The sequence below is a fragment of the Mesorhizobium sp. M0243 genome (assembly GCF_040321775.1).
Taxonomy (GTDB): domain Bacteria; phylum Pseudomonadota; class Alphaproteobacteria; order Rhizobiales; family Rhizobiaceae; genus Mesorhizobium.
On sequence record NZ_JAMYSF010000039.1, the window covers coordinates 1 to 22,881 of the forward strand.

Annotated in this window: 17 protein-coding genes, 2 tRNA genes and 1 pseudogene; 9 read left to right on the plus strand and 11 right to left on the minus strand. The window is 63.6% G+C overall.

The genetic code is table 11. The features are described from left to right. Nucleotides 1-149: 149 nt before the first annotated feature. Nucleotides 150-1,814: an ABC transporter substrate-binding protein gene (locus NKJ11_RS30880; protein ID WP_127288684.1), complete on the minus strand. Its 1,665-nt coding sequence runs from the start codon at nucleotides 1,812-1,814 to the stop codon at nucleotides 150-152. A gap of 288 nt (nucleotides 1,815-2,102) precedes the next feature. Here NKJ11_RS30880 and NKJ11_RS30885 point away from each other — a divergent pair, with 288 nt between their 5' ends. From NKJ11_RS30885 to rbsK, 3 genes are read left to right on the plus strand one after another with little or no spacing between them, the layout of a single operon-like run. After that, complete coding sequence (locus NKJ11_RS30885) at nucleotides 2,103-3,161, plus strand: ABC transporter ATP-binding protein (RefSeq protein ID WP_023810294.1); 1,059 nt, start codon at nucleotides 2,103-2,105, stop codon at nucleotides 3,159-3,161. 21 nt (nucleotides 3,162-3,182) lie between these two features. Continuing rightward, complete coding sequence (locus tag NKJ11_RS30890) at nucleotides 3,183-3,635, plus strand: RbsD/FucU family protein (RefSeq protein WP_352794978.1); 453 nt, start codon at nucleotides 3,183-3,185, stop codon at nucleotides 3,633-3,635. A gap of 4 nt (nucleotides 3,636-3,639) precedes the next feature. After that, nucleotides 3,640-4,614, plus strand: coding sequence for a ribokinase (gene rbsK / locus NKJ11_RS30895; RefSeq protein WP_352794979.1), 975 nt, complete (start codon nucleotides 3,640-3,642; stop codon nucleotides 4,612-4,614). A gap of 98 nt (nucleotides 4,615-4,712) precedes the next feature. On the opposite strand, the gene NKJ11_RS30900 is transcribed toward rbsK, so the two are convergent. Further along, nucleotides 4,713-4,789 (minus strand) — tRNA-Asp (locus NKJ11_RS30900). 216 nt (nucleotides 4,790-5,005) lie between these two features. Here NKJ11_RS30900 and NKJ11_RS30905 point away from each other — a divergent pair. Continuing rightward, nucleotides 5,006-5,081: transfer RNA gene (locus tag NKJ11_RS30905), tRNA-Val, on the plus strand. A gap of 61 nt (nucleotides 5,082-5,142) precedes the next feature. Here the strand turns inward: NKJ11_RS30905 and NKJ11_RS30910 are convergent. The 5 genes and pseudogenes from NKJ11_RS30910 to NKJ11_RS30930 all read right to left on the minus strand — a co-directional run bounded on the left by NKJ11_RS30910 (nucleotide 5,143) and on the right by NKJ11_RS30930 (nucleotide 10,075). Beyond that, nucleotides 5,143-5,913, minus strand: a complete 771-nt coding sequence (locus NKJ11_RS30910; protein ID WP_352794980.1) for an SDR family oxidoreductase — start codon at nucleotides 5,911-5,913, stop codon at nucleotides 5,143-5,145. 13 nt (nucleotides 5,914-5,926) lie between these two features. Beyond that, on the minus strand, nucleotides 5,927-6,922 hold the full coding sequence (locus tag NKJ11_RS30915) for an ABC transporter permease (protein WP_352794981.1): 996 nt from the start codon (nucleotides 6,920-6,922) through the stop codon (nucleotides 5,927-5,929). A gap of 145 nt (nucleotides 6,923-7,067) precedes the next feature. Beyond that, on the minus strand, nucleotides 7,068-8,108 hold the full coding sequence (locus NKJ11_RS30920; RefSeq protein ID WP_013532176.1) for a sugar ABC transporter substrate-binding protein: 1,041 nt from the start codon (nucleotides 8,106-8,108) through the stop codon (nucleotides 7,068-7,070). Between the two features lie 38 nt (nucleotides 8,109-8,146). Then, nucleotides 8,147-8,912, minus strand: a pseudogene (locus NKJ11_RS30925) (ATP-binding cassette domain-containing protein). After that, a complete protein-coding gene (locus NKJ11_RS30930) occupies nucleotides 8,909-10,075 on the minus strand; it encodes an ROK family transcriptional regulator (RefSeq protein WP_128305437.1) in 1,167 nt (388 codons plus the stop codon). The pseudogene NKJ11_RS30925 and the gene NKJ11_RS30930 overlap by 4 nt, the downstream one beginning before the upstream one ends. 221 nt (nucleotides 10,076-10,296) lie before the next feature. On the opposite strand from NKJ11_RS30930, the gene NKJ11_RS30935 reads away from it, so the two are divergent. Both NKJ11_RS30935 and NKJ11_RS30940 read left to right on the plus strand, forming a co-directional pair. Next, nucleotides 10,297-11,475, plus strand: a complete 1,179-nt coding sequence (locus NKJ11_RS30935) for a M24 family metallopeptidase (protein ID WP_128305436.1) — start codon at nucleotides 10,297-10,299, stop codon at nucleotides 11,473-11,475. Then, nucleotides 11,462-12,691, plus strand: a complete 1,230-nt coding sequence (locus NKJ11_RS30940; protein WP_352794982.1) for a M20 metallopeptidase family protein — start codon at nucleotides 11,462-11,464, stop codon at nucleotides 12,689-12,691. The genes NKJ11_RS30935 and NKJ11_RS30940 overlap by 14 nt, the downstream gene beginning before the upstream one ends. Before the next feature lie 49 nt (nucleotides 12,692-12,740). On the opposite strand, the gene NKJ11_RS30945 is transcribed toward NKJ11_RS30940, so the two are convergent. Then, complete coding sequence (locus NKJ11_RS30945) at nucleotides 12,741-14,045, minus strand: M23 family metallopeptidase (RefSeq protein ID WP_352794983.1); 1,305 nt, start codon at nucleotides 14,043-14,045, stop codon at nucleotides 12,741-12,743. Between the two features lie 151 nt (nucleotides 14,046-14,196). Next, a complete protein-coding gene (locus NKJ11_RS30950) occupies nucleotides 14,197-14,664 on the minus strand; it encodes a peroxiredoxin (RefSeq protein ID WP_023810305.1) in 468 nt (155 codons plus the stop codon). 95 nt (nucleotides 14,665-14,759) lie between these two features. Here NKJ11_RS30950 and NKJ11_RS30955 point away from each other — a divergent pair, with 95 nt between their 5' ends. Then, nucleotides 14,760-18,140, plus strand: a complete 3,381-nt coding sequence (locus NKJ11_RS30955) for a hypothetical protein (protein WP_352794984.1) — start codon at nucleotides 14,760-14,762, stop codon at nucleotides 18,138-18,140. A gap of 6 nt (nucleotides 18,141-18,146) precedes the next feature. Here NKJ11_RS30955 and tyrS read toward each other — a convergent pair whose 3' ends face one another. Then, entirely contained in the window at nucleotides 18,147-19,400 is a 1,254-nt protein-coding gene (tyrS, locus tag NKJ11_RS30960) for a tyrosine--tRNA ligase (RefSeq protein ID WP_352794985.1), read from the minus strand. A 289-nt stretch (nucleotides 19,401-19,689) separates the two neighbouring features. On the opposite strand from tyrS, the gene NKJ11_RS30965 reads away from it, so the two are divergent. Both NKJ11_RS30965 and NKJ11_RS30970 read left to right on the plus strand, forming a co-directional pair. Beyond that, nucleotides 19,690-21,333, plus strand: a complete 1,644-nt coding sequence (locus tag NKJ11_RS30965) for an ArnT family glycosyltransferase (protein ID WP_352720377.1) — start codon at nucleotides 19,690-19,692, stop codon at nucleotides 21,331-21,333. Nucleotides 21,334-21,378: 45 nt separating this feature from the next. Further along, nucleotides 21,379-22,209 carry a phosphatase PAP2 family protein gene (locus NKJ11_RS30970; RefSeq protein ID WP_352610549.1) on the plus strand — a complete coding sequence of 277 codons (831 nt, stop codon included), beginning with the start codon at nucleotides 21,379-21,381 and terminating at the stop codon, nucleotides 22,207-22,209. 11 nt (nucleotides 22,210-22,220) lie between these two features. Here the strand turns inward: NKJ11_RS30970 and NKJ11_RS30975 are convergent, their stop codons facing one another. Beyond that, nucleotides 22,221-22,871 (minus strand): FMN-binding negative transcriptional regulator, encoded by a 651-nt coding sequence (locus NKJ11_RS30975; protein WP_352440138.1) that lies wholly within the window; start codon nucleotides 22,869-22,871, stop codon nucleotides 22,221-22,223. Between the last annotated feature and the right edge of the window lie 10 nt (nucleotides 22,872-22,881).

The following is a 22,881-nucleotide window of genomic DNA, read 5'->3' on the forward strand; positions in this document are numbered from 1 at the left end:
ACACTGCGTCCGGGCGGAACTCGCCCGCACCGTGGTGCGCGCCACACGTCGGCCCACACAAAAAGCGCGCCGTTTTCCCGCCCGTCGCCGCCGGTGCGGTTTTTAATGGGGGCCCGCGTCCCCCCCCCCCCCACGGTTCATAGGCCAGCCTACATGCCGAGCGAAGCTTTGTAGAGCTTGATCTGGTTGTCGCGGCCGATCTGGTCGGTCAGCTTCTCCCAGGCCGCCGCAATGGCGTCGGCGCCTTCCTGCGCCTTCATCTTGCCGGCGAAAGTGTTGGCCAGGATGTCCTCGGCGGCGCTGTAGTACTGGAAGATGCCGGGGATGCGTGGCTCGATCGCCGCGTTCGGATGGTTGTAGCTGTCGGATTCCGACTTGAGGTAGGAGGTGATGAACGCCTCGTCGTAGCCGGCCGCCACCCATTCGGGAATGTCGAAATGCGAGTTGCGGTAAGGCTGGAAGCCCGATGGATACATCGCCGTCCAGATCGACAGGTCCTTGCCGCCGAGATGAGCGGCGGCGGACCATGCCGCCTTCTTCTTCTTTTCGTCGGCATCGACGCGGGCCATGACATAGACGCCCCAGCCGAGATAGGCGCAGTTGGGCGCATAGTTCGGGCCGCTGGCGAGCTTGTCCCAGGCGCCGGTCTTCGCATTGTAGACATCGTCCGAGCCAGGCAGGATCGAGAAGCCGGTGACGTCGCCGACGACGGAAGAGTCGTTGGTCTTGACGTTGGAGCCGACATCGCCCCACCAGGTGACCATCGAGCCGGTGCCGGCCAGGAACTGCTGGAAGGCGGTCGTGTTCGGATCGGCGTTGATCTGGTCGGCGGGTTCGGACGGCAGCGCGTCGATGACGTCCTGGATGGCGCGCACCCAGGCCGGATTGTTGACGCGCGGCTTCATCGTGTCGGCGTCGAACAGCCAGGCCTTGTCGTCGGGGTGCTTGGCATAAGCGGTGGCGCGGCTGCCAAGGAAATAGAAGCCGAAGCCGCCCCAGGGCTTTGGCGCGTCGAGATAGCCGTAGACGTCCTGGTCCTTGAGCTTCTTGCCCTTGAGGAACTTGGTCGCCGCCTGAACCTGCTGCCAGGTCTTCGGCACGCCCCATTCACCTTCGCCGCCGCCGTCCTTCCAGGCCTTGGCGAGGTCGGCATCGGCGAACACGTCGGTGCGGTAGTTGAAGTTGTGCGCGTCACCGTCGACGGTCACGCGGTATTGCTTGCCGTCCCAGGTGCCGACCGGCGGCTTCAGATAGCTGACCAGATCGTCGAAATCGATCTGGGTCTTGACCCAGTCGGGCATTTCCGAGGTCAGGCCCTTGCCGCAGACATCGCCTTCGAACGGCGCGCCCATTTCGATGATGTCGAAGTCGACGGTGCCGGTCGCGATCGACTGCTGCAGGCGGGCGTTGTAATCGGCCTGCGCCAGGTCGATCCAGTTGATCTTGGCGCCGGTGTAGGTCTCCCATGGCTTCAGGAAGCCGCGGAACAGCACATTGTGCAGGTTCTGGTTGTTGAGACCCATGAAGGTCAGCTCGACGCCGGCGAATTCGCCTTCCTTGACATTGGCCTTGGTCGCCTCGAGGCAGAGTTCACCGACCTTCTGGAAATCGGCGTCCGTCGGCTGGCCTTTGCCGACGCCGGGGATCTGCAGGATTTTTGTGCGCAATTCGCTTGCCGCCGAGGCCGGGCGCGTCAAGGCGCCAAGTCCGGCGCCGGATGCGGCTGCGATCGCGGCCATGCTGGCCGCACCCTTCAATATATCGCGCCTTGTGGCGCCGGCTCGAACCAGTTTGTCGTAAAGACCCGTTCTCATCGCCTATTCCTCCCAGAACATCAGTGTGAATAAATCGGCCAACTGTCGGACGCTGGAGCGCCAAGGATGCTCCCCGGTTCGGAAACGAATTAGGCAGGACCCCACCCTGCGTCGATTGAAATTCCCTGCGGATCGGGTACCGACATTTTGACCAGCGCCTGCCACTATTCTCACAACCAAACGCCGTGTCAACGAGAGCGGGTTTTTATCTATAAGAGACCGACTTGCCCTGGCAGGTCGCGTTGGGTAGCTTCTGCGCCTACGGCTAATGGAGCCGATGGGGGAGATATGGCGCAAGTCGCGATCAGCAAGGTGGCCAAGGCCTTTGGAACGGTCAAGGTTCTGCACGAAGTCAGCGTCGATATCGCAGACGGACAGTTCGTGGTGCTGGTTGGCCCTTCGGGTTGCGGCAAGTCCACGTTGCTCAGGATGGTGGCTGGGTTGGAGACCGTCTCCGCCGGCACGATCGCCATCGGCGACCGCGTCGTCAATCATCTGCCGCCGGCCAAGCGCGACATCGCCATGGTGTTCCAGAACTATGCGCTCTATCCGCACAAGACGGTCGAGCAGAACATGGCCTTTGCCCTCAAGCTCAGGAAAACCGATCCGGCCGTGGTCGCCGAGCGGGTCAAGCGCGCCGCCGATATCCTCGACCTCAACCCTTATCTGAAGCGCTATCCCCGCCAGCTTTCCGGCGGCCAGCGCCAGCGCGTGGCCATGGGCCGCGCCATCGTGCGCAATCCGCAAGTGTTCCTGTTCGACGAGCCGCTCTCCAATCTCGACGCCAAGCTGCGCGTGCAGATGCGCACCGAGATCAAGGAGCTGCACCAGCGGCTGAAGACCACTACCATCTACGTCACCCACGACCAGATCGAAGCCATGACCATGGCCGACAAGATCGTCGTCATGCGCGACGGCCGCATCGAGCAGGTCGGCGCGCCGCTCGAACTGTTCGACAGACCGGCCAACCTGTTTGTCGCCGGCTTCATCGGTTCGCCCTCGATGAACCTGCTCAAGGGCGTCATGCGCAAGGGTGCCAGGCCCGGTGTCGACATTGCAGGCACGCTGTTCCCGATTGCACCAGGCAATGCAGCGCAGGATGGCCAGGCTGTCGTCTATGGCGTGCGCCCGGAGCATCTCGAGATCCATCCCGATGGCGTGCCAGCGAAGATTTCGGTGGTCGAGCCGACCGGCTCGGAAACGCTGGTGTTCCTGCGCTTCGGCGACGGCGAGATGGTGGCGCTGTTTCGTGAGCGGCACGACTTCAAGCCCGGCGACACGCTGACCCTGAAGCCCCGGCTCGATCAGATCCACCTTTTCGACGCAGAGACCGGCAAGCGTCTCTGATCCCAACTCACGAGGAATACCATGCTCAAAGGCATCAACCCGCTGCTCAATGCCGACGTGCTGCAGGCATTGCGGGCAATGGGGCATGGCGATGATCTGATCATCGCCGACACCAATTTTCCGTCCGATTCGGTGGCGCGCCAGACGGCGCTCGGCCGCGTGTTGCGCATCGATGCGTCGGCGGCGCAAGTGGTCAAGGCGGTGCTGTCGCTCTACCCGCTCGACACATTCGTCGACGACTCCGCCGCACGCATGGAGATTGTCGGCAAGCCCGACGAGATTCCGCCCGTGCAAAGCGAAGTGCAAAAGGAAGTCGACAAGGCCGAGGGAAAGTCGTGGCCGATGATCGCGGTCGAGCGCTACGCCTTCTACGAGCGCGCCAAACAGGCCTATTGCGTCATCCAGACCGGCGAACGCCGCTTCTACGGCTGCTTCGCCTTCCGCAAGGGCGTCGTACCGCCGGATGCGGAGTAGCGGCATGGCTTCGGGCAAGCCGGTCGTCATGAAGCCTGTGGTGATATTGGGCGTCTTCGTCGCCGACACCGCCTACAGGGCGCAGCGGCAGCCGCGCATGGGCGAAACCATCCTCGGCACATCCTTCACGCTGGGTCCGGGCGGCAAGGGTTCGAACCAGGCGGTGGCCGCCGGCAAGCTCGGCGCCGACGTCACCTTCCTCACCCGCCTCGGCGTAGACCCCTTCGCCGACATGGCCAGGCAGACCTGGGCGCAGGCGGGCGTCAGGAATGCCGTCATCGACACGCCGGAAAGCTACACCGGCGCGGCCTACATCTTCGTCGAGGAGACGACCGGCAACAACGCCATCATCGTCAGCCCCGGTGCCGCCATGCTGATCTCACCAGCCGACATCGAAGCCAATGCCGGGCTGATCAGCGGTGCCGGCGTCTTCGTCACCCAGCTCGAACAGCCGATCGAAGCAGCCATGCGGGCGCTGGAGATCGCGCGTGCGGCAGGGGTGACGACGATCCTCAATCCGGCCCCCGCGGCAAAGCTTCCCGACCGCATCTACACGCTCTGCGACTATCTCACACCCAACGAGACCGAGACGGAGGAACTGACCGGGATGAAGGTGTCCTCGGTCGACGAGGCGCGGCGCGCCGCGGACAGCCTGCTCGAAAAGGGGGTCGGCACGGTCATCGTCACGCTCGGCGACAAGGGCGCGCTTTTGCACTCGACGACCCACTCCGACCATGTTCCAGCCGTCAGTGCCGGGCCGGTGGCCGAAACCACGGGGGCAGGCGATGCCTTCAATGGCGGCCTGGCCGCCGCGTTGTCGCGGGGCGTGGAGCCGCTGCAAGCGGTGCGCTTCGCCTGTGCCGTCGCTGGCATTTCGGTGACCCGGCCAGGGACCGCGCCGTCAATGCCGACGCTGCAGGAGGTCGAGGCGCTGCTGGCGAGGGGTGATCTTGCAGGGCCAGGCGTAGGCAAGGGCTGAAAGGACCTGAGTGACCTCAGGTCTCTTGCAAGACAATATTTTTGACAATCAATGTCGACATTTCTCCGAAGCCAAGGGGTTGTATCCCTTGAGAGAAATGGCGCGAGTGACGGGGCTCGAACCCGCGACCTCCGGCGTGACAGGCCGGCACTCTAACCAACTGAGCTACACCCGCGCATGGCGAACACGTGTCAGCCGTGTTCGTCGTTGGGGCGCTGGATAAGGGGTTCGCCACCGGGTGTCAAGCGTGACAGGACAGCATAACAGCAAACAGGAGAAGGTTTTTTGACAGCCGGCGTTTTGTTGGCAAAACCGGCATCCAACCAGGGCGTCCTGCATTCATTTGGCCTTGCGAAGCGGACCCTGACCGCTTAAAGGTCCGGCCCGGAGCGGGCGATTAGCTCAGTTGGTAGAGCGCTTCGTTTACACCGAAGATGTCGGCGGTTCGAGCCCGTCATCGCCCACCATTCCATAGTCCATTCAAACTGTTCCCAGACACGGAACCGAGTCGTCTGGTTCGTGCTGCACTCACGGTGGCAACAGTCGAAAATCATTGCCCTCCGGCAGCAACTGCCCGCCATCGACGACAATGGTCGTGCCGGTGATGTAGCTGGCATCGTCGGAGGCGAGGAACAGGAAGGCGTTGGCGACGTCGCGCGGGCTGCCGAGGCGGCCGAGCGGAATGGAGTCCTCCATGTTCTTGATGTAAGCCGCGCCGCGATGCAGCTCGATGGCTTCGGTCAGGATGTTGCCGGGCTCGACGCCGTTGACGGTGATGCCGTAGCCGGAGAATTCCAGTGCGGCGGCGCGGATGAAGCCGTTGATGCCGGCCTTGCTGGCCGAATAGTGGCCATGGCCCGGGCTGGTGACATGCGGGCCGGTAATGGAGGAGGTGTAGAGCATGCGGCCGAAGCCTTGCGCCTTCATCGGCAGCAGGGCCGCGCGGCTGGCATTGAAGGTGCCGCGCAGATTGACCGCCATGACGCGGTCCCAGTCCTCGGCGCTGGTGTTCTCGATCAGCTGCCAGGGATAGATGCCGGCATTCTGCACGATGACGTCGAGGCGGCCATGGAGTTTGAGCGCCAGCGCCACGGCGGCCTCGGCGTCGCTCATTTGCGAGATGTCGGTGCGGATGAAGGGGACGCCCAACTCGCCAGCGGTGGCTTGCCCGGCCTCGACCTCGGTGTCGGCGAGCACCAGCCTCGCGCCTTCCTCGGCAAAGCGTAGCGCGATGCCCTTGCCGATGCCACGGGCACTGCCGATGATCAGCGCTACCTTGTCTTGTAACCGATTGGTCATGCGAGCCGTCCTGTCATGCGAGTCTTTGGCGAATGGTTTGCTTGAAGGCGTCGAGCAGCACGGCGGCCAACACCAGCAGGCCATGAATCACCTGGGTGAAATTGGCCGGCAGGCCCATCAAATTGATCGCCGTGTTGATGGCCGAGAGCAAAAGCACGCCGGCATAGACGCCGGGGAGGGTGCCGACACCGCCTTTCAGGCTGACCCCGCCGATGACGACGGCGGCGAAGGCGTTGAACAGCAAGCCGACGCCGAGATTGGCGGTGGCGCCCGACGTGCGGATCGCCAGCAGCCAGCCGGCAAGGCCGGCAATGGCGCCGGCAAGCACGAAGGCGATGATGAGATTGCGGTTCACCCGGATGCCGGCGCGGAAGGTCGCGGTCTCGTTGCCGCCGATCATCACCAGATGCCGGCCGAACGGCGTCTTGGCCATGACCAGCGAAAAGACCACGAAACAGCCAACCGCGATCCAGGCGGTGAGCGGCAGGCCGACCAGGCGCTGGATGCCGAACCAGCGGATGGCCGGCGCCAGGTCCTGCGCCGAGCGGCCGCCCGACACGACCAGCACGAGGCCGCGCACCCAGATGTAGGACGCCAGCGTGATGATGAAGGCGCTCATCTTCACCTTGACCACCAGATAGCCGTTGAAGGCGCCGATGAGGCCGCCGACGGCCAGCGCCAGCAGCAGCGAAACCGGAACCATCAGCCATTCGGGATGCAGCTGCACGCCCATGCCGATGCCCGACGAGCAGAACAGGATGCCGACCGCCATGGCGCTGAGCGCTGCGACGGATTCGACCGACAGATCCATGTGGCCGGCGATGATCACCAGCGCCAGGCCGATCGACATGACGCCGAGCACGCTGGAAGCCTCGATGATGTTGGCGAAGATGCCGAGCTGAAAGTAGTTCGGGACGAAGATGGAGAAGACCACCAGCACGAACAGCAGCATGAACCAGACGAGGTTGTCGAGTACGAACTCCAGGGCTTTGCGTGTGCGCGGGTTCATGGGCTGATCCGGTTGGCGCCCCCGCGAAATCAACTCGATTTCGTCGGGTTAAGGCGCGGATTCAAATTCGCCACGGCATCCTTTCGGACGCGGCGGTGTGAAGGGGCAGGCTCCGGGCCGTTACGGCCCGGAGCGCTTTCAATGACTATTCGACCGACTTGACGGTGTCCGTCGGCGGCTTCTGGTTGCCCCAGAAGGCCGGATTGTCGACGTTTTCCTTGGTGATGGCGGCACCGGGGATCTTGATGTTCGGACCCCAGGCTTCCTTGGTCACGGTCGATTTCAAGCCGAGCACGTCGTATTCACCGGGCTTGATCTCTTGCTTCTTGACGATCTTGTCCATGAACATGGCGACAGCCGCGGCCTGCGCGTAAAGCGGCTGCTCGATTTCGGCGTTGAGCCAGCCCTTGCGGATCAGGTCGAGGCCGACCGGCGCGCCGTTCGAGCTCATCAGCATGACGTCGCCCGGCTTCTTGCCGGCCGCCTCGAGCGAGGCGACGGCGGCGACTGATAGGTGCGCGGCATGGCTGAAGATCAGGTCGATGTCGGGGTTGGCCAACATCTGGTCGGCAACGATTGTGCCGGCATTGCTGGCTTCCCATTGCATGGCCGGAAGCGAGATGATCTTGACGTCCGGAAACGCCTTCATCTTCTCCTCGAAGCCCTTCTGGATGTCGAGCGTATAGGGATCGCCGGGATCGCCGAGCACCTGCAGAACCTTGCCCTTCACCGAGCCGTTCTTGGCTTTCAGCAGCTTCTCGGCCTGGTCCGCGGCGACGTAGCCGATCTCGACCGTTCCGGCGACAGAGGTGAAGTCGGATGGCGTCGAGGTGATCTGGCGGTCGAACTCGACCACCGGGATGCCGGCGGCGCGGGCTGCCTCGATCGACGGTTTCAGTGCATTGAAGTCAACTGCCGCCAGGATGATGGCCGCCGGCTTCAGCGCGATGACATCGTTCATCTGCGATTGCTGGGCGTCGGTCTTGTTGTCGGCGTTCAGCGTCTTCATCTCGTAGCCGGTCTGCTTCAGGAACAGTTCCAGCGCGCTCACCGAGCCGGTCTGAAACTCGTCCAGCAGGGTCGGCACCATATAGTAGACGATACCCTTGGACTGGGCGAATGCCGGCGTGAGCGTGGCAAAGGCCAGTGCAAGGATACCGAAGACAGCAAGAAGTATTCGCTTCATGTCGTTCGCTCCTCTTAAGCCGGACCCCTCTTTGTCCCTCAGCCTGTCGGTCCGGCACCGGCAAGCGTCTCACCCGGTGATCATGTTGATCACCGCATCGGGACTTGTTTTATTGCGTGCGACATCGCCGGCCACGACGCCTTGGCGGATCACCACGATCCGGTCGGCGACCTGAAAAGCCTGCTGCATGATATGGGTGATGATGACGACGCCGATGCCCTGGTTCGCCACCTGGCGGATCATGTCGAGGCCGCGCCGCGTCTGTTCGACCCCGAGCGCTGCGAACGGTTCGTCTAGCAGCACCAGCTTGCCGCCCCAATGCACGAACCGGTTGAGCTCGATGGCTTGCCGCTGGCCGCCCGAAAGGTGCTCGACATTGGCGCGCAGCGAGGGAATGCGGGTGCCGGCACTGGCCAGCGCCTTTCCGACGACGGCTTCCATGGCGCGCTCGTCGAGCACGGGAATGCCGAAAACCTGTCTGGTGATTTCGCGGCCCATGAAGAAATTGGCGACCACGTCGACATTGGTGCACAGCGACAGGTCCTGGTAGACGGTCTCGATGCCGGCTGCCTTGGCCTCTGCGGGCGACCGGGCAAGGAACTCCTTGCCCTCGAACAGCATTCGGCCGGAGGTCGGCTCCAGTCCGCCGGCGATAATCTTGACCAGTGTCGATTTGCCGGCGCCGTTGTCGCCCAGCAGCGCCACGACCTCGCCCTTGCCGATCGAGAAGCTGATGCCCTTGAGCGCTTCGATCGCGCCATAGTTCTTGGTGACGTTGTCGAGCACCAGCAGGGGTTCACTCATGCCGCAATCTCCCTGCCTTTGAGAAGGTCGCGCTCGCGTTCGCGTTCGGCCGCGAACATCTGCCCGAAGCGAGGTGACAGCACCCCGGAAACCGCAAGGGCGGCGGCGCCGCGCAGCACGGAATGCTGCCCGCCGCGTGCGACCACAACCCTGGGCGTCGTGCGGTCCTTGCGAGCCGAGACGGAGTTGTGCAGGCCTCCGGCCGAACCAGCCAGCATTTCGAGCAGGTCGGCGGACGCCAGCCCGCCGAGGATGACCGTCTCCGGGTCGAACAGGTTCTCGATGACGGCGACGGCGTTGTGAAAGATCGGTGCGACTTCGGCGACCCAATCCGCCTCGCTGCCGTTCCAGCGCCGGAGCGCCTCGAGCGACAAATATCTTTCGAGACAGCCGCTGTTGCCGCACGGGCAAGCCTCGCCGCCCGGAATAACGGGAATGTGCCCGATCTCGCCGGCATTTCCCCAGGCGCCGCGCAAGGCGCTGCCATCATGAACCATGACGCCGCCAAGGCCGACGCCGAAATAGAGATAGTAATATTCGGAAAACTGGGCGCCGAGGCCGTAGAGGCGCTCGCCCATGGCGGCTGCTGCCATATCGGTTTCAAAGAAGGCCGGCAATCCGGTGGAGGCCGCCAGCCGTTCGCGCAGCGCTACATCCTTCCAGCCGGTCATGGTGGTCGGCCCCACGAAACTCATGGACTCCACGTCGAATGGGCCGGGCAGGGCCATGCCGACGCCCAGCACCCGTCCGCCAGCCCGTAGTCTGGTCAATTCCACCACCATCGCCCCGATCAGCTCGAAGGCGTGGTCCGGCGTCGCATTTGGCGCCTCGCGGTAGATGCTCTCGATCACGTCGCCGCTCAGATTGATCAAGGCGGCGCTGATACCAAGCGGAGTGATGTGGATGCCGACGGCATAGCCCCCATCGGGGTTGATCCGGAGCGTCGCTGGCGGCAGGCCGCGCCCCTTCGGCTCTTCGCGCAGCGACAGGATGTAGCCCTGATCTTCCAGTTCGCGAACGATGGTCGACACCGTCTGGACGGTGAGGCCGACGCGCCGGGCGATCTCGCCGCGGGCGATCGGTCCATGCAGGCGGATGGACTCAAGCACGATGCGCCGGTTGTACGGCCGCCCGAACTCCTGATTGGTCCCCCGCAGTGCCATGATTGCGCCCCTTAGGAGAGCGCAGCTTTGCATTGCTTATTTATTCAGTCAAATGGAATTCAAAAATAAATTCACGACGAAGTTTTCCAGGGAAGGCCTTCGAGGACGTATTCGGTTCAGGACCTGCTCACACGCCGCCCTGGCTGATTGCCGCCATGTCGAAACCGTTTCAAAGGTGGGCGAACCCCGCGACCGTTGATCCGACAAAGCATGGAGCAAAGATGATCGAATTGCCGTTTGCCCGCGACGAGTACCAACAGCGGCTACGAAAAATCCGCACCGAGATGGCCAAGCGCGGTCTCGAGCTCCTTGTTGTCAACGACGTTGCCAACCAGCATTACATCACCGGCTATGATGGCTGGTCGTTCTATACGCCCCAGGTCGTGCTCGTGCCAATCGAAGAGGTCGAGCCGGTCTGGATCGGGCGCGCCATGGATGCGGCCGGCGGTCTTCTGACAGCCTGGATGAAGCCGGAAAACGTGGTTGGCTTCCCGGAAGACCATGTTCAGCGCGTCGATCGCCATCCGATGGACTGGATCGCAAACTGGATCGTCGCCAGGGGCTGGGGGAGCAGACATATCGGCATCGAACTCGAAGCCTATTATTTCTCCCCCAAGGCGCACGCCCGGCTTGTCGCCGGACTTCCCAACGCAAAATGGCACGATGCCGACCTGCTGGTGAACTGGATCCGCGCGGTCAAATCGGCGCCCGAGATCGCGTATTTGCGCAAGGCATCGACCCTGGCCGAAGCGGCCGTCACGCGGGCCTTCGAGGTGATTGCGCCGGGTGTTCGCGAATGCGATGCCATCGCCGCCATCCAGGCGGCGCAGATTGCGGGCAGCCCGGATTTTGCCGGCGACATCACCGCGCTTCCACCGACAATCCTCGGTGGCGAGAATGCCTCGGCGCCGCACATCATGTGGAGCGACAGGCGGTTCGGGGAAAACGAGACGATCGCGCTGGAACTTGCCGGCGTCTGCCGCCGCTATGCCGCCGGCCTCGCCAGGACCATGCAGCTTGGCAAGACGCCGACAAATGTTTCGGACACGGCAAAAGCGGTGATCGAGGGCATGGATGCGGTGCTCGACGCGGTCAGGCCGGGAACATCAGCCGAAGCCGTCGAAGCCGCCTGGCGCAAGGTCATCCAGCGCTACGGACTGAAGAAGGAATCGCGCATCGGCTACTCCATCGGGGTTGCCTATCCGCCGGATTGGGGCGAGCACACGATCAGCCTCAGGCCGGGCGACAAGACCGTGCTTGAACCGGGCAATGTCGTTCATTCCATCCTCGGCATGTGGATGGACGGCTGGGGCATCGAGATCAGCGAGACCATCCTGGTCACCGAAACCGGCCATGAGACCCTGACGAAGTTCCCGCGAGAGATCCATGTCAAATCCTGAGGGTTCGGCCACGGCGGGTGGTGTTGCGAAAACCGTGACGACCGATATCGCCGCCGGAATTCTCGATCGGATGATCGAGGTCCGCCGCCATCTGCACCGCAATCCCGAGCTCTCGAACCAAGAGGCCGGCACGCAGCGTTATCTCAGGCAGATGCTGGTGGATCAGGGGATTGCCGACATTCGCGACGTCGCCGGCTTTGGCCTTGCCGTCGATATTGTCGGCACCGGCAAGCCGTCAAATCGAAAGGTCGCCATTCGCGCCGACATCGATGCCTTGCCGATCGAGGAGGAGTCCGGCGTCGATTATGCATCGACGAATCCAGGCGTGATGCATGCCTGCGGCCACGACGCCCATGCATCGATGGCTTTCGCGGTCGCCGCGCATCTTCACCAGTCGCGGGACAGTTTTGGCGGCACCGTTCGCCTGATCTTCCAGCCGGCGGAGGAGGACGAACCGTCGGGCGGCAGGCGGGTGGTGGAAGAGGGGCTTCTCGACGATATCGACGCCGCCATCTGCGTCCACGTCGATCCGTACACACCGACCGGCAAGATCGCCGTCGGCTCCGGTCCCTACACTCTGGCCTGCGACACTTTCGATGTGGTCGTCATCGGCTCGGCGGCGCACGCGGCAAAACCGCATGAGGGTGTCGATGCGTTGGCCGTGGCTTGCTCCCTGGTGAGCGAATTGCAGAAGATCGTTTCGCGCGAGATCGACCCGTACGATCCGCTGGTGATTTCCGTGACGGCCATCAACGGCGGCAACGCCTACAATGTCACCGCCGGCAAGGTCACGTTGAAAGGCACCATCCGAAGCGGCAGCGACGCCACCCGCGAGCGGGCCTGGCACCGCGTTCGTACGATAGCCGATGGGGTAGCGACAAGCCACGGCGCGCGTGTCGAGGTCGACATCCACAAGGGCGAACCTGGTGTCGTCAACGATGTCGAGATGACAGAGCTGATTGCCGCCAGCGCCAAGGCCTGCATCGGTGCCGACAACGTCCTCAAAACGCCCGGATGGACGATCGCGGACGACTTTGGCTACTACAGCGAGAAACGCCCGTCGGTCTATTTTCGGCTGGGAATCCGCAACGAGGAGATCGGATCGGTGTTTCCGCTCCACCATGCCCGGTTTCGTGTCGACGAGGCCGCGCTGAAGGTCGGCGCGGCCACCCTGGTTGCGGCAGCGACGGCGTTTCTGTCGATGGAAGCGCCTTAGTCAGCCATCATGATGGTCATCGGCGCATGGGGCAGGAGCCCAGGATCGCTTACAGATACTGGGCGACCTTCTTGCCGACCGTGAGGAAGCGCAAGGGATCGATCGCTTCGCCATTGTGACGGACTTCGTAGTGCAGATGCGGGCCGGTCGAGCGGCCGCTGCTGCCGGTCTTGCCGATGACGGCGCCGGCGTCCAGTTTCTCGCCGACGGTGACGTCGATCTCGCTGAGATGCCCGTAACGTGTCGCAAAGCCATTGCCGTGGTCGACTTCCACCATGCGGCCATAGCCGCCGTTCCAGCCGGCCTTGGTGACGGTGCCGGGCGCGGTGACCTTGGCGGCCATGCCGATCGGCGCCCTGAAATCCATGCCGGAATGCAGTGCCGCGGTGCCGAGGATCGGGTCGGTGCGCACGCCGAACGGGCTGGTGACGGAGTGGCCCGGCGCGGGGTTGGTCAGCGGCAGTTGGCGCGCTTCCTTCTTGAGATGGTCGAGCGCGTCAAGCGCTTCGTCCAACTCCTTGACCTTGCTGTCGAACATCATCGAACTGTCGACCGGGATGAGCGGTCCGCCGACATCGCTGTCGCCCTTGCCGAAGTCGCTGTCGACGGGCAGTCCGGCCGCCTCGAGCGCCTGGGTGATGGCATCGGCGCTCTTGTAGGCATTGTCGGCAAGCGTGCTTATGCGGGTCAGTTGATCGCTCTCGATGGATCTCAGCGATTGGTTGATCGAGACGAAGAGCTTGTCGGCACGATCGGCGGCTGAATCGTTGGGCAGCGGATCGGAGCGGGTCGACCACCGCGAGAACGGCCTTGTGTCGCCGGCCCCGGGATCGGCGCTCAGGCTGGCGACCGCATAGTTCCGCGCGGGCTCCTTGATGCTGCCGGTCACTTCGGCGCGTTTGTCCGGCTTCGCAACCGCTGCCGGATATTCGGCCGGCGCTGCGCCGACTTCGCTCTCGGCGCGTTCGAGCAGCGGGCCAAGGCGGCCGTGACGCTGGCTCAGCTGGCTCTGCCGTTCAAGCAGTTCGCTGACCTTGGTTTCCATCAGTTGCTGGTCGAGCAACTGCCGGCTGGTGATGCGGTCGACCTGGGCGCGAAGCGCCGAAATGCGATCTTCATATGCTTGCTGCATGCGCGCCTGACGCGCCGTGGTGGCGCCGATCAAATCGTCGCGCAGCACGAGATAGGAGGTGGCCATGAGGTAGCCTATGGCAATGGCGGCCAGCGCCGAGCCGATAAAGGCCGCCAGCCACGGTCGGATCGTAAAATGCCTGATCTCGTTGCCCCGGGCGATGATGACCGTATGGGGCTCCTTACGTCTGCCGAATACTGCGGACTGACCGGTTGCGTTCACGGGACCAAGCTTTCGTTTACGACACCACGACAGCTTGACTACACATTATTAAGGTTAACAAAGGCTTGCAGCGCCGACTTGTCCGCAGCGGTTGCCCGCCAGGCGTGCGCAAGGTTGTAAGGGAAACCGGGCCGGCCTCGCCGGTAAAATCTCAAAGCGCACGAACGGCCTCAAGCACCTCTTCCGCATGGCCCTTGACGCGGACCTTGCGCCAAATCCTGGCGATCCGCCCGTCGCGGCCGATCAGGAACGTCGCGCGCTCGACCCCCATATACTTGCGGCCATACATCGATTTCTCGACCCACAGATGGTAGGCCTCGATCACCTTGCGCTCCTCGTCGGCGGCGAGGTCGATGGTCAGATTGTACTTCGACTTGAACTTGTCGTGCTTCTTGACGGGGTCGGGCGACAGGCCGATCACCACGGCGCCGGCCTTCTCGAACTCCGGCTTCAGCTGCGAGAAGCTGATCGCCTCCTGCGTGCAGCTTGTTGTGTCGTCCTGCGGATAGAAATAGAGCACGATGGGCTTGCCGGACGATGCGGCAAGGCTGACTGATCCGCCGCCGTCCCGCGGCAGGTCGAATTGCGGCGCGAGATCGCCTACGTCGAGGTCAGCCATACCGATGCCCTTGTTTGAGGTTACGCGCGAAGCCACACCGATATAGTGTCGGACGGGGATTCGTCCACGATCGAGTTCGTACAACGGAAAATTGCGTGGATCAGGAGCGACCGCAGCACGAGAAGATCCGGTTCAGGCGTGATGAGATCACCGACCTGGGGACCTTTCCGTCCGCCTGCCGTGTGCCGCCGCTCGGTCAGGCGTCGATCGGACGCGGTTTTCGCATCCTGTCGCGACTGTTCGCAGGTCTGGTCGCTTTCGTGCTGCTGGCCGCCATGCTCGTTTATCTGGTTGGCGCCTCCGGCATCGGGGCCGACCGGCTTCGCACCGAGGCGGAAACGGCGCTCGAGAAACTGGCGGGCGTCGATGTCAATGTCGCGGTCGGGCCTGCCCGCATCACGCTCGACGGTTCGAGTTTCATCGCGCTTCAGGTCAGCGACGTCAGCTTGAAGACATCAGACGGCAAGCCGATGGCCGATGCCGGCCGCGTGCGCTTCGGCGTGCGTCTGTTCCCGCTGCTGTGGGGGGATGTGCGGCTGACCAGCGCCAGGATCTCGGATGCCCGCATCGTCGTGGCTGCGATGCCGTCCGGCGGCGACTGGACCGCCGGCCTGCGCAATGCGGACGGCCTCATCGATCCGGAGAAGCTGTCCGCCGCGGTGTTCGGAAACATCAACCACGCACTCGATGCCGTGCGGGAGGATTCGCTGCGCCGGATCGACCTTCGCAATGTCGAATTCGTGCTGCCCGAAACCGGAGCGATCAAGCTCGTCAAGCTCACCGACGCCACCGTCGTGCAGTCAGGCCCGGGCGGCATGCAGTTCTCGTCCACGGCGGACATCGACGGCAGGACGGCTACCGTTGCCGCTTCCGCCTCCCGCGATATCGCGGCGCACCGCGTCACGGCACTGGATGCGAGCGTCGATCTGGCCGATACCGGCGACATGGCGGCCGCTGCAGGCAAGCTGGGAACCGTCGCGCTGAAGCTGACGGGATCGGAAGGGTTCGGCGCGAACGCATCGCGGCTGACGGCCGCTTTGTCGTCGACGGGTTCTGTCCTTGATCTCGGCACGCGAGGACTGCTTCCGGCGGACGTCGATATCAATGCGACGCTGGTTGCGGGCAGCAACAAGATCCAGGTCGACAGATTGCTGCTGAAGACCGGCCGCTCGACATTCGATTTCGCCGGGTCGATCGGGCCGAAGCCGGCAAGCGGAGCGGTGGGTGAAGAACCCTCCTATCGCTACGACCTGACCAGCGACGGGTCGTCGCTTGCGCCTTCGGAGTCGCCCGAGCCGGCGCTCACCTTCCTCGCCCGAATTGCCGGGGTCTACAATACGGTGAGCCACAAACTGGTCGCCGAGCAGATCGCGCTTCGGTCCGCCGGCTCCGGCGAGGTGCTTGGCACCGCTGCCGTGGCGTTCGTCGACGGCAAAGTGCCGGGGATCAATTTGGCGTTCAACATCCACGACATGCAGGTCTCTCACGTCAAGCAGCTGTGGCCGTGGTTTTCGGCGCGCAATGCCCGGCTCTGGGTGCTGGCCAATCTGTTCGGCGGCCGTGTCGTCGACGCCAACCTTCAGTTCCAGGTTGTGCCGGGCCGGCTTGGCAACGGCGTGCCGCTTTCGGCCGATGAGGTGTTCGGCCGCTTCCAGATCGAGGGATCGCGCTTCGACACCGCCGGCCGCATCCCGCCGATACGCGACGCGGTCGGTGTCGTCGGTTTCCACGGCAACGATGTCGATATCTCCCTGTCCTCGGGCACCGTCTACATGCCCAGCGGCCGCACCGTGGCGGCCAGCAACGGCACGCTGACGGTCAAGGCGGCCAACCGCCCGCCGGTCGTCGGCGCGCTCGATATCGACGTCGACGGCGAAGCGTCGGCCGTCGCCGAACTCGCATCCTACGAGCCGATCAACGCCATGCGCCATGTCGGCATTCTGCCGGAAGAGCTGTCGGGCAGCGTCACCGGCCACGTCAAGGCTGATATTCCGCTGCAGTCGGGCGTCGACAGTTCGAAGCTCGATTGGCTGGTGTCGCTCGACTACACCGGTATGTCGTTGGCCAAGCCTTTCGAGGGACAGACCGTGACGGATGCCGACGGTTCGATCACGGTCGACCCTGTAAAGGCGGTGATCTCCGCCAAGGCATCGCTGAACGGCATTCCGGCTGAACTCGATCTGATCGAGCCGCTCAGGGATGACGGGCCCGCGCGCAGCCGCAAGGTGGCCTTGGTGCTTGACGACAAGATCCGCGCCGCCGCCATGCCCGGCCTGAAGCCGCTGCTTGCCGGAACGGTAAAGGTGGCGATCGACAAGAACGGCAGCGGCGACCAGAACGTCTCGGCCGATCTGACCAACGCCAGGCTGGACATTCCCTGGGCGGGCTGGAGCAAGGGGGCAGGGGTCCCCGCCAAGGTCACCTTCGTCATGACCAGGTCCGGCGAGACCATGACGCTGTCCGATTTCGACCTCGACGGAAAGACGTTCTCCGTCGACGGCAGCATCGTGCTGGTCAATGGCGCCTTGTCGTCGGCGCGGTTCAGCAAGGTCACCTTGAACAGGGGCGACGACGTTGCGGTGTCGGTGAAGCGATCCGGCAAGGGCTACGCGGTCGACATATCAGGCAATGCGCTGGATGCCCGCTCGCTCATCAAGCAGTTCACCTCGGACGTCGACACAGCGACCAAGACGACCGGTTCCGACGCCATTTCCGTCAGCGCCGATGTCGACCGGCTGACCGGTTTCCACGACGAGCAATTGTCCAATCTGAAGCTCGACTACAGCGCGGCCGGCTCGCGGGTGAACGGGCTGAAGGTCAGCGCCACGGCCAGTTCAGGTGCGGCCATATCAATCAGCAACACCACCGGCGCCGGCCGGCGCACGCTCAACATGCAGTCCGCGGACGCCGGCGCCATTCTGAGATTCCTCAACATCTACGAACATATGGAAGGCGGCGTGATCACGCTCGCACTGGCCGGGCCGAGCGACGGATCGCTCAAGGGCAAGGTCGACACCAGCAACTTTTTCGTCGTCAACGAACCGAAACTCGCCTCCATCGTCTCGACCACGCCGGCCGGTGACAACCGCAGCCTCAACCAGGCGGTCAAGGGCAAGCTGGACACGTCGCGGGTGAAGTTCGAACGCGGTTACGCCGAGATCGACAAGGGCAGCGGCTATCTGAAACTGGCCAATGGCGTGCTGCGCGGTCCGCGCATCGGCACGACGTTCCAGGGCACGCTCTACGACCAGAACAACAACATGGACATGACCGGCACGTTCATGCCGGTCTATGGCCTCAATCGCATCTTCGGGGAATTGCCCATCGTTGGCGCGCTGCTCGGCAATGGCCGCGACCGTGGCCTGATCGGTGTCACCTACCGGCTCAAGGGCAATGCCAACAAGCCGCTGCTGGACATCAATCCGCTGTCGGTGATCGCGCCTGGAATATTCAGGTCGATCTTCGAGTACCGGTGATCGAGTTCAGACTGGCCGCACCAGAATGTGTTTTTTCTTTCCCAAAGACAGCTTTACGATGTTTTCCGGACTCAAATCCTTTGATGTCACCAGGCGGCGCTCGTCGCTCACCGGCTCGTCGTTCAGGCGCACGGCACCGCCCTGCACATGCCGCCGCGCTTCGCCGTTCGATGCCGCCAGTCCGGCAGCGACCAGCAGCGACAGGATACCGACGCCGGTTTCAAGCGCCGTTTTGTCGACCTCGACGGTCGGTAGCGACTCCGCGAGCGCGCCTTCCTCGAACGTCTTGCGCGCCGTATCGCTGGCTTGCTCGGCGGCTGCACGGCCGTGCAGCAGGGCGGTGATCTCGGTGGCGAGGATCTTCTTGGCCTCATTGATCTCGGATCCGCCGAGCTGTTCGAGCCGCGCCACCTCGTCCAGCGGCAGCGTCGTGTAGAGCTTCAGGAAGCGGGCGACGTCGGCATCCTCGGTGTTGCGCCAGTACTGCCAGAATTCGTAGGGGCTCAGCATCTCCGCATCGAGCCAGACCGCGCCCGAAGCCGACTTGCCCATCTTGGCGCCCGACGAGGTGGTGAGCAGCGGCGTCGTCAGCGCATAGAGCTGCGCATCCTCCATGCGGCGGCCGAGATCGATGCCGTTGATGATATTGCCCCACTGGTCGGAGCCGCCCATCTGCAGGCGGCAGCCGAGACGCTTGTAGAGCTCGACGAAATCATAGGCCTGCAGGATCATGTAGTTGAATTCGAGGAACGACAGCGACTGCTCGCGATCGAGCCGCAACTTGACGGAATCGAACGCCAGCATGCGGTTGACGGAAAAGTGACGGCCGACATCGCGGAGGAAATTGACGTAGTTGATCTCCATCAGCCAGTCGGCGTTGTTGACCATGATGGCGTCGTTCGGACCGCTGCCGAATTTGAGGTAGGGCATGAAGTTGCGGCGGATGCCGGCTAGATTGTCTTCGATGTCCTGCGGGGTCAAAAGCTTGCGCGCCTCGTCCTTGAAGGACGGGTCGCCGATCATCGAGGTGCCGCCGCCCATCAACGCGATCGGCCGATGACCCGTCTGCTGCAGCCAGTGCAGCATCATGATCTGGATCAGCGAGCCGGCGTGCAGGCTCTTGGCGGTGGCGTCGAAGCCGATATAGGCCGTCACCGTCTCCTTGGCGAAGATATTGTCGAGGCCGGCATCATCCGAAGTCTGGTGGATGAAACCGCGCTCGCTCATCGTGCGCAGGAAATCGGATTTGAAGGCGGACATTGTTTCTTTCCCGAAAGCGCCCGGCCGCTGTGGCTCGGATGTGCATGAACGCGGGCGTTTAGCATCCAAGCGCGATCAGCAAAAGTGGTTTCCGGTTTTGCGTCTGATCGCGCGCCAGACAAAGGTCCAGCGATCAGCAAAAGCGGGTTCCTGTTTTGGTGCCCACGCGGATGGCGTTTGCGAATCCTTGCTTCGTCGTTTGGGCTGGCGTATTGAGGCGCCGCGCAGGGGCAGGGCCTGAGGCGCCGCGACGGGGCCATCCCGCAGATCAGATCCGGAAAGCTCCGCGATGAACAGGAACTATCTCTTTCTCTTTCTGTTCAGCGTGCTGATGACATTCAGCGGACTGGCGAGCCTTCCACCCGTCGACCGGGACGAATCCCGTTTTGTCCAGGCCACCAAGCAGATGGTCGAAACCTCCGACTATGTCGACATCCGTTTTCAGGATGCCTCGCGCTACAAGAAGCCGATCGGCATCTACTGGCTGCAATCGGCGGCCGTGGCGCTGAGCGGCGAGGGGGCGGCGGCGCCGATCTGGGTCTACCGCCTCGTCTCCATGCTTGGCATTGCCTTGGCCGTCGTCGGCATTGCCTGGACAGGCACCAAGCTGTTCGGGGCCAATGCCGGTCTCGCCGCCGGCCTGATAATGGCGGCTATCTTCGCCACAGCCTTCGAGGGCCGTGACGCCAAGACCGACGCCATGCTGCTGGCCTGCTGCGTGGCGGCGCAAGGCGCGCTCGCCCAGATTTATCTGGCATCGCGCCGCAACGAACCGGTGGCCGCCCATTTGCCGTGGATCTTCTGGGCGGCTCAAGGCCTCGGAATCCTTATCAAGGGGCCGGTGGCTCCGCTCCTGTCGGTGCTGACGGTCGCCGCCCTGTTTGCCTTCGAGCGCGACTGGCGCTGGCTCCTGAAGCTGAAGCTCGTGCGCGGTGTCGCTCTGGTGGTGCTCATCGTGTTGCCCTGGGTGGCCCTCATCACCTGGAAGAGCGGCGGCGCCTTTCTCAGTGATGCCGTCGGCAAGGACATGATGGCCAAGGTCGCCTCGGGCGAGGAATCGCACGGCCTGCCGCCGGGCTTCTACATGCTGACCTATTCCTTGTTCATGTGGCCGTTCGGTCTGATCGCGGTCGGCGCCGGGCTGCAGGCCCTCAACCGTCTGCGCGACGATCCGCGGTTGCGTTTCTGCCTGGCCTGGTACATTCCGTTCTGGCTGGTGTTCGAGCTGATCCCGACCAAGCTGCCGCACTATGTCCTGCCGGCCTATCCCGGCATGGCGCTGCTGATCGGCTGGCTGCTGACCTTGCCGCCGCAGGAGGCGAATGCGCCGCTCAGGCGCTGGCAGGATTGGTTGTGGTGGTCGACCGCATTCGGTCTTGCCGTGGTCAGCCTTGGCCTGGCGGCGGTCTGCGTCGGAGCGCCGATCTACCTCACCGGCACCTTCTCCTGGTGGAGCATTCCGGCCGCCGCGGCAGCACTGGGGGCGGGCTACCTTGCCTTCTCGCGGGAGTTGCAGGTTCCGCTTCCTCGCATCGGCGCCGTCGCGGCTTGCGCGGGCATCACCTATGGGCTGTTGTTCGGCGTCATCGCGCCTTCGCTGAAGCCGATCTGGCTGAGCCCGGCGATCGAGGCGGCGTTCCAGGCCAACAGGCCTTGCGACACCACGGTGCTCGCTTCGGCGGAATATCACGAGCCGAGCCTGGTGTTCCTGGTCGGCACCAAGACCGTCCTGACCGATGTCGATGGCGTCGCCAAGCATCTGCTCGGCGATCCTGCCTGCGCCCTGGCGCTGGCGCAGGTCGGCGACGAGCAGAAACTGAATGGGCTGCTGGCGGCGCAAGGCAAGTCGGCGAACCGCGTTGCCGAGGTCGACGGCCTCAACTATTCATCGGGAGACAAGCTGTCGCTCGGCCTCTATCGTGTAACCCAGTGACGGCTCGCCGATGCCCATGACGGCAACAATGGGGTCGAATTTCCTATGCTGGTGAAATCACGCCCGCCCGTTTCGAGCCTGCTCCTTGGGGTAGGGCGCCGGTCGCTCGACAATTTTCGCGATACGATGCAGATCGCCAAAAGCCGCCTTGCCACCCGTCCGGCCAGATACCCGAACGTTTTGTGGTCGGTCTGGGTGCTGGTCTGGATTTTGCTGACGGCGGCAGCGTTTGTTCGTCTCGACACTCCGGCCGGAATGCTTCACGGCAAGTGGTCGGCGGGATTTGCCCGGACTGCCGACTTTTTCACCCAGTTCGGCCTGGGTGGCTGGTATCTCATTCCGTCGGCGCTTCTGCTTGTCGCCGCGAACCTGACGGATTGGCGAAGCCTCTCCCGGCGCTCGCTGATGCTCCTCTACAACTGGACCTGCCTGGCTTTTCTGGTGCTGTGCGCCACCGGCCTGTCGGGAATCGCCGTCAATGTGCTGAAATATGCGATTGGCCGGGCTCGCCCGCTCTATTACGAGGACTTTGGCGTGCTTACCCTGCACCCCTTCGCTTTCGATGCGCGCTTCGCCGGCTTTCCATCCGGCCATGGTACGACGATGGGCGCGGTGTTCGGGGTCGCTTTGCTGTTGTTTCCGCGGCGCTGGTACATCGCCCTGGCGATCACTGCCTGCATCGCCTCGACCCGTATCTTCGTTGGCGCGCACTATCCCAGCGACACCGTCGCCGGCTTCGGCCTTGGCTGCGGTTTCGCGCTGGCCTGCGGGCTGGTCTTTGCCCGGCTCGGCTTCATCTTCCGGCCGATGCCTTCGGGACTGCCGGTCCGCAAGACAACGTTTTGGCTGATCGGACCGACAAGGAAGGCTGCCTGAGCATCCGAAGTTCAGTTGCCGTCCAGCCCGCCATAGGATCTGACTAGGCCGGCCATGCCGGGCGACTGGTGGTCTTCGCTTTCCAGCCCTTGGGCAACGCCGACGCGATCGGCCACAGGCCGGTTCTGGCTGACCTTCCACTTGCCGTGGATTTCGCTGATCTCGATTTCCAGCCCGATAATGCCTTTGATCTGCGACTGGATGAACGGCTCCGGCGCGTCGGTCACTGCCCAGGGCGCTTGGCGAGCGCCTTCCTGCGACGCCGTCAGATCGGCGATCTGCTGCGCCAGCCAATCCTGGTCATCCATCACCTTGACTGTGCCGCGAACCTGCACGATGGCATAATTCCAGGTCGGCACCACCTTGCCGGTCTCGCGCTTGGTCTCGTACCAGGACGGCGTCACATAGGCATCGCTGCCCTGGAAGACGATCAATACCGGTGAAGCCGGATTGTCGGCCAGCAGGCGCCATTGCGGGTTGGCCCGCGCCAGATGGGCGCGCAGCCTGCCGTTAGGCCCGATTTCCGCGTCGAGCAGGAACGGGACAGCGTTGGCGACCGGCCCATCGGACCCGTTGGAAATCAACAGGCCCAGCGGATGCGTCCGGATCAGCCCGTGCAGGATTTCCGGCCGCGTTTCCCTGAAATGAGGAGGCTCGTACATCGCCGTCCGT